Annotated in this window: 6 protein-coding genes and 1 pseudogene; 4 read left to right on the top strand and 3 right to left on the bottom strand. The window is 72.1% G+C overall.

The features are described from left to right. Window positions 1-158: 158 nt before the first annotated feature. The gene (locus Q1K26_RS19035) at window positions 159-464 is read right to left on the bottom strand and encodes a hypothetical protein (protein ID WP_300014628.1); all 306 of its coding nucleotides are present in this window, start codon (window positions 462-464) and stop codon (window positions 159-161) included. 252 nt (window positions 465-716) lie between these two features. Here Q1K26_RS19035 and Q1K26_RS19030 point away from each other — a divergent pair, with 252 nt between their 5' ends. Further along, window positions 717-1349 carry a Maf family protein gene (locus tag Q1K26_RS19030; RefSeq protein ID WP_300014625.1) on the top strand — a complete coding sequence of 211 codons (633 nt, stop codon included), beginning with the start codon at window positions 717-719 and terminating at the stop codon, window positions 1347-1349. 58 nt (window positions 1350-1407) lie between these two features. Beyond that, window positions 1408-2124 (top strand): neutral zinc metallopeptidase, encoded by a 717-nt coding sequence (locus Q1K26_RS19025; protein ID WP_300014622.1) that lies wholly within the window; start codon window positions 1408-1410, stop codon window positions 2122-2124. 162 nt (window positions 2125-2286) lie between these two features. Here Q1K26_RS19025 and Q1K26_RS19020 read toward each other — a convergent pair whose 3' ends face one another. Further along, a complete protein-coding gene (locus Q1K26_RS19020; protein ID WP_300014620.1) occupies window positions 2287-3303 on the bottom strand; it encodes a hypothetical protein in 1017 nt (338 codons plus the stop codon). 141 nt (window positions 3304-3444) lie between these two features. On the opposite strand from Q1K26_RS19020, the gene Q1K26_RS19015 reads away from it, so the two are divergent. Both Q1K26_RS19015 and Q1K26_RS19010 read left to right on the top strand, forming a co-directional pair. Then, window positions 3445-4089, top strand: a complete 645-nt coding sequence (locus Q1K26_RS19015; protein ID WP_300014617.1) for a hypothetical protein — start codon at window positions 3445-3447, stop codon at window positions 4087-4089. A gap of 172 nt (window positions 4090-4261) precedes the next feature. Then, window positions 4262-6019: an acetyl/propionyl/methylcrotonyl-CoA carboxylase subunit alpha gene (locus Q1K26_RS19010; RefSeq protein WP_300014614.1), complete on the top strand. Its 1758-nt coding sequence runs from the start codon at window positions 4262-4264 to the stop codon at window positions 6017-6019. Between the two features lie 208 nt (window positions 6020-6227). Here the strand turns inward: Q1K26_RS19010 and Q1K26_RS19005 are convergent. Then, a pseudogene (locus Q1K26_RS19005) lies at window positions 6228-6603 on the bottom strand (hypothetical protein); the annotation flags it as partial.

Genomic DNA, 6603 nt, shown 5'->3' with positions numbered 1-6603 from the left:
GCGCGAGGCACTCATCGGCCGACCCTGGATGCCCGCATTACCCGCACCCACCTGATACGACATCACGACCGACAACCACCGGACGCCAACCAGCCGACCGGCGACAGCGTCATGCACTGATCATCACGGCTGAATGTTTACCGAGCAACCTGACGACCTCACGCCAACCTCACGGACTTTGACGTTCCCCTGGCCGAGCACCACGTCAATCCCGCGGTGGCGATGATTGACACCGGTCGTCGGCTCTTCACCAGTCTCGCGCCGACCAGGCAGGCCGCCGGCACCACCGAGGCCTGCGCGAAGATCAATGCCTCGGCGTCGAGGACCAGACTGAACGCCAAAAGCAATGGTAGATGCATCGCCAGGACAACAACTACGATGTGGTGCCGATGCGCCCAGGCCTCGTCGTCGAGCGTGTTGCCTCGTGGCAGGTACTGAAGAATCCTGTTCATCAGTGGTGGCACCACGCCTTCCTCGAGGGAATAGATAGTCCGAACAGACTAGCGCTGTCAGTTGTCCGCTCTGCCAGTTGTCGGAGCAAGTCCTTCACTAGGCAAGAACCGCGAACGAGACTCTACACAGAGATATACGCGCCTTTTGATCGGCCATTCGGCGGTACCTTTCAGTTGTCACGGAGAGGGTCCGGTCAGGTACGCATCGCACCCGTCGCCGAACCGGTCCCAGCGGCGAGACCCGGCCGAACTACGCTCGCGTCCGTGCAACTCGTGCTCGCCTCGGAGTCGCCGGCCCGGCTCGGCGTCCTGCGCGCCGCCGGGGTGGCGCCCGTGGTGCAGGTCTCGCGGGTCGACGAGGACGCGCTGCTGGCCGGACTGGCACACGCTGAGCCCGAACGGCGGGTCACCGCGCTGGCCGAGGCCAAGGCGGACTGCGTGGCGGGCCGGCTGACGGGTTCCCCGGCCGAGGACTCGATCGTCATCGGCTGCGACTCCATGCTGCTGATCGACGGCGACCTGGCCGGCAAGCCGGGCACCGCCGACGTCGCGCGCCGGCGGTGGGCGGCGATGGCCGGGCGCGACGGACACCTGGTCACCGGCCACGCTCTCGTGCGGGTGCGTGCCGGCGAGGTGGTCGGCCGGGCGGCCGGCGCGGCGCTCACCCGGGTCCGGTTCGCCGCGCCCACCCAGGCGGAGCTCGGCGCCTACATCGCGTCCGGCGAGCCGCTCGCGGTGGCCGGCGGGTTCACCCTGGACGGGCTCGGCGGCTGGTTCGTCGAGAGCATCGAGGGCGACCCGTCCAATGTGATCGGGATCAGCCTGCCGCTGACCCGCCGGCTGCTCGCCCAGGTCGGCGTGTCGGTCGTCGACATCTGGGCCGCACCCGCCACCTGAGCACCATGCTCCCGCGGGCCACCGCCCACTTCACAGGTCGGCCTCCATGATGGGGAGCATGCGGGCTGCGTTCCAGGTCGTCACCGCGTGGGTCCTCACCGCGTGGGTCCTCACCGGTTGCGGCTCGGGCGGCGGCCCACCGGCCCCGGTGGCACCGCCGGCCCCGGCCGTCCCGTGCCTGGACGTCGGAGCGGAGGCCGCGTACGTCGAATGCCTCCAGCGGGCGAACGACGCGGTGTGGCAGACCCGATTCGCCGGCGCCGGCCGCAGCTATGTATCGCCCCGACTCACCGTCCCCGACCAGGCCCCGCGTTCGGACCGGACCCGGGACCGGGCCTTCTTCAACGCGCGCACCGGCGTGCACTTCCCGACGACCTACCTCGACGACGTGCGCGCCGCGCACGGCGAGCACGCCCGGATCGTGCTGTCGTTCACCGTTGCGCACGAGACCGGGCACCACGTGCAGTGGCTGGTGCGGCCGCGGCTGCGGGCACCCACCCGCGACATCGAACTGCAGGCGGACTGCTACGCCGGGATGTGGGCGCGGTCCCAGGTGGCCGTCGGCGACCTGGACCCAGCGGTCTTCCGCGAGGGCGCCGTCGCCGAACTACGCCGGCTCAGCGCCGACCCCGAGGAGGTGGACAGCCACGGCGCCGTCGACGAGCGAGTCGCCTCGCTCGACCGGGGACTGGCCGCCGGCGATCCGGAAGCGTGCGACGTCGGCACCCTGACCTGGCTGCCCGCCCCGACCCCGGGCGTCGTCGTCACCGGGTGAACCTGGTCGTCGGCCGGTTCCCCTGGCGTGACCCCGAGCCATACCCAGACGTCGAGATCGTCACCGAGCCCAACCTTCCGTACGACCTTCGCTATACCGGCCACGCTACGATCCTGACTGGTCAGCCCGCCGCGAGGACGTCGTGTCGGGACGCGGCATCGGTCAGCGGGGCATTTCGCGGGCAGGTACCTCGACCGTCATTGCATCCGGCGGGCCCGAGCGCACGTTCACCGTCCGGACGGTGAACTCGGTGCCCGCGGCGACCGGGACGGTGGCGAACGTGATCGGCTCGCTGAACCGGCGGAAGCCGCAGTCGCGGGCGAACGCCGACAGCCCCGGGTCCCATTCACGGCCGGAGGTGTAGGCAAGGTCGTATCCGCCGTCCGGGATTCCGGCGACCCGGGTGGACCCGCCCGGGCTGGCCGCCACCGACACCACCACCGCCCCAGACCTGCCGAGCACGACCACGACGTCCTGCTGTCCCTCGTTCACCACCTCGAGCACACCGTCGGCCGCTTCCCCACCGGGTCGCCGGTCGACCAGCAGCGTGCCGTTGCCCAGCGCCACCACCGGCGGGGCGACGGCCTGCTCGGGCGGCAGCGCCGCACCCCACCGATAGGTCCGGCCGTCGGCGCCCGGCAGGCCGAAGCCCGAGGCGATCGCCCGCAGCGCCGGCATGCTCGGCGCGGAGCCGATCGCCCCGAGCGCGGTGGGGCCGGTACATATCTCGTGGTCGTGCACACGTTGGCTGAGGAACGCCAGCTCGCGGCCGAGCTGATCGAGACCAGCGGTCAGGGCATCGTGTGCCCGGCGGATCGGCTCGTCGACCGCTGTCGCCCGCAACCGCTCCCCACTGGCGCTGGCCAGGGCGGCGCCGGCCAGAGTGGCCTGCTCCAGGTCGTCCGGGTCGCGGGTCCGCCCGATCCGGGCCAGCGCCGCGCCGAGTTCGTCGTCGAGTCGGATCAGTCGCGCCTGGTAGGCGACCGGGTCGTCGGGGGCGGTCACCTCCGGGGCCGGGGCGGGCGCCGGGGCGGCGGAGGTATCGACGGGAGCATCGGCAGGGGCATCTGCACAGCCCACGAGCCCGACGCAGCCGAGCAGCAGCGCCACGGCCGCGACGATCACCGGTCGGCGTCGGGCCGTCGCCCGCGTCGAGCCGGTCCGCACCGCCATGTCCACCCCCGGACCGCCCAGTGTGGCCGGTACAAGCTCAATTCCTGGTCAAGTCTCTGGTACCCGGTCGCGCGGTGCCACACACTCGGCTTCCAGCGGCCGTACCCCCCGGGAGCACGGCCGAGTCTCCTGGTGAGGAGGTTGCACGTGTACACCACCACATCGGCCGCCGGCGGCGACACCTGGGGCATCAGTGGACCGTCGATCCTCGGCAGCTACCTGCTGCTCGCCGCCCTGCTGCTGGCCGCGGCGGTCATCGCGCGCCGGGCCGCGCGGAAGGCGCCCGGCAGCCGGTCGGTCGCGGGCTGGGACGCCGACCCGTACCGCGTGGCCTACCTGCACGAAGGCCCGGACCTGGCACTCACTGCGGCGCTCGGCGCGCTGCGTGCGGAGGGCGTGCTCAGCGCCGGGGGCCGGTCGGTGGCGGCGGCCCGACAGCGCGCCCTCGTCGCGGCGTTGGTGGCGGGGGGCCCGGTCCCGTCCGGGCTGGACCCGGTCCGGTTCGCCGCGGCGGAACGGGCGTTGCGGGCCAAACGGGCCGCCACGGTAGCGGTGGACTGGCCACTGCTCGCCGCGGGTCTCGGCGACTCGTTCGGTGACCGGTTCACCGCCTGGGCCCGCGCGCGCCCGCCGCACGGCGCGCTGCGCGACGGCTGGGACTTCGCCCGGGCCCTGCATGCGGCCGGTGAGCTGCCCGAGCTGGGGCACACCGAGCTCGCCGCCCGGGAGGCACGGTGGCGCTACGACGGCGTCTCTGCGCCGCGGCCGCCCTTTCGGGTGCCGGTGGGGTGACTCCGCGTGAAGTGCGCCTCCACCCCCATCCCGGCGTGACCTCTTTGCATACACTCGGCCGATCGAGCGGGGCGGGCCATCGCCTCCAGGAGAGCTCGGCCGGGCCCGGCCCGCCGAGAGTGACCGTGCAGGAGGCAGCGTGGCCGCCCAGGCGACCCGACAGTTGGGCAAAGTGCTCATCGCGAACCGCGGCGAGATCGCGGTCCGGGTGATCCGAGCCTGCCGTGACGCGGGCCTGGCCAGCGTCGCGGTCTACGCCGAGCCCGACCGGGACGCACTGTTCGTGCGCCTGGCCGACGAGGCGTTCGCGCTCGGCGGCAACACCGCCGCCGAGTCCTATCTCGACTTCGACAAGGTGATCGGGGCGGCGAAACAGGCCGGGGTGGACGGCATCCACCCGGGCTACGGCTTCCTGTCCGAGAACGCCGACTTCGCCCAGGCCGTGGTCGACGCCGGGATCACCTGGATCGGCCCGACCCCGCAGGCCATCCGCGACCTCGGCGACAAGGTCACCGCCCGGCACATCGCCACCCGCGCCGGCGCCCCACTGGTACCGGGCACCAGCGAGCCGGTGGGCGGGGCCGACGAGATCATCGCATTCGCGCGCGAGCACGGGCTGCCGGTCGCGATCAAGGCGGCGTTCGGCGGCGGCGGGCGCGGCATGAAGGTGGCCCGCGAGGAGAAGGACATCGCCGAGCTGTTCGACTCGGCGGTCCGCGAGGCCACCGCCGCGTTCGGCCGAGGCGAGTGCTTCGTCGAGCGCTACCTGGACAAGCCGCGCCACGTCGAGGCGCAGGTGCTCGCCGACACGCACGGCAATGTGATCGTGGTCGGCACCCGGGACTGTTCCCTGCAGCGCCGCTTCCAGAAGCTGGTCGAGGAGGCCCCGGCGCCGTTCCTGTCCGACGAGCAGCGCAAGACCATCCACGACGCCTCGAAGGCGATCTGCAAGGAGGCCGGCTACCACGGCGCCGGCACCGTGGAGTTCCTGGTGGCCCAGGACGGGCTGATCTCCTTCCTGGAGGTCAACACCCGACTGCAGGTCGAGCACCCGGTCTCCGAGGAGACCAGCGGGCTGGACCTGGTCCGCGAGCAGTTCCGGATCGCCGAGGGCGAGCCGCTGAACCTGCTCGAGGACCCGGAGCCTCGCGGGCACTCCATCGAGTTCCGGATCAACGGCGAGGACGCCGGTCGAAACTTCCTGCCGGCTCCGGGCACGGTCACCTCCATCGCCTACCCGTCGGGCCCCGGTGTGCGGGTGGACGCCGGGGTGGAGTCCGGTTCGGTGATCGGTGGCCAGTTCGACTCGCTGCTGGCCAAGCTGATCGTCACCGGGTCGGACCGGGCACAGGCGCTGGAGCGCTCCCGCCGGGCGTTGGCCGAGTTCCAGGTCGAGGGAATGGCCACGGTGCTGGAGTTCCACCGGGTGGTGGTCGACGACCCGGCGTTCGCCGCGCTGACCGAGGACGGGTTCACCGTGCACACCCGGTGGATCGAGACCGAGTGGGACAACACCGTCCGGCCGTTTGACGGTGGCGCGGGAGCCGACGAGGAGGTCACCGAGCGGCAGACCGTGGTGGTCGAGGTCGGCGGGCGCCGGCTGGAGGTCTCGCTGCCCGGTGACCTGGCGTTCGGGACCGCCCCGGGTGCCGGTGGCGCCGCGAAGAAGCAGTCGCGCAAGCGCGGCGGCGGTGGTGGCGCGAAGGTTTCCGGTGACGCGGTGACCGCGCCGATGCAGGGCACCATCATCAAGGTCGCGGTGGCCGACGGGGACACCGTGGCGGCCGGCGACCTGGTGGTCGTGCTCGAGGCGATGAAGATGGAGAACCCGGTCACCGCGCACAAGGACGGGACGATCACCGGCCTGACCGCCGAGGCCGGTGGCTCGATCACCCAGGGCAGCGTGATCTGCGAGATCAAGGACAGCTGACCGGCACCGTCACCCGCCCAGCCAGGACACCCGCTTGCTCGTGGTGAAGTCGAGGCGGCCGATCGAGCCACGGGTGTGCAGGTTCTGTGTCGAGTAGAGGCCACCCGCCGGTCCCGACCACGCGGGTGGGCAGGCTGACCCGCACCGAGACATGGGTGAGGGGGAAGCAGCGCCCGTGGCCTACTTCCCCCTCATCGGCCGTTCCTGGTCAGGCGTCGATGTCGACGTTGCCGCTGTCGCTGTTGTCGACCCGGTTGTCGGAGTTGACGTCGTCGTGGCTGTCCACGCGCGCCTCGTAGTCGTAGTCGACCTCGGTCGAGGTCTCGGACTGGTCCACCGCCTGCTCGGCGGAGCTGCCGTCGTCGGCGGTGTTGACCGTGGTGTCGCCGTCGCCGCCGCGCACCGAGGTGGAGGTGTCGTTGTCCTCGGCGTTGCCGCTGGCGTTGCCGCCGACCGAGACCCCGGCGCCGTCGCCGAACCGGGCGTCGTCGAAGTCGGCGGAGGTGGCGTCCCCGGAGCCGAAGGCGGTGGTGTTGTCGTCACCGGTCACGGCCTGGTTGCCGTCGCCGACCACGTTGCCGTCG

Source organism: Pseudonocardia sp. (assembly GCF_029263155.1).
In the GTDB taxonomy this organism is placed as follows: Bacteria; Actinomycetota; Actinomycetes; order Mycobacteriales; family Pseudonocardiaceae; genus Pseudonocardia.
The sequence above is the reverse complement of the archived record's forward strand: the minus strand, read 5'-3'. Positions and strand labels throughout refer to the sequence as shown.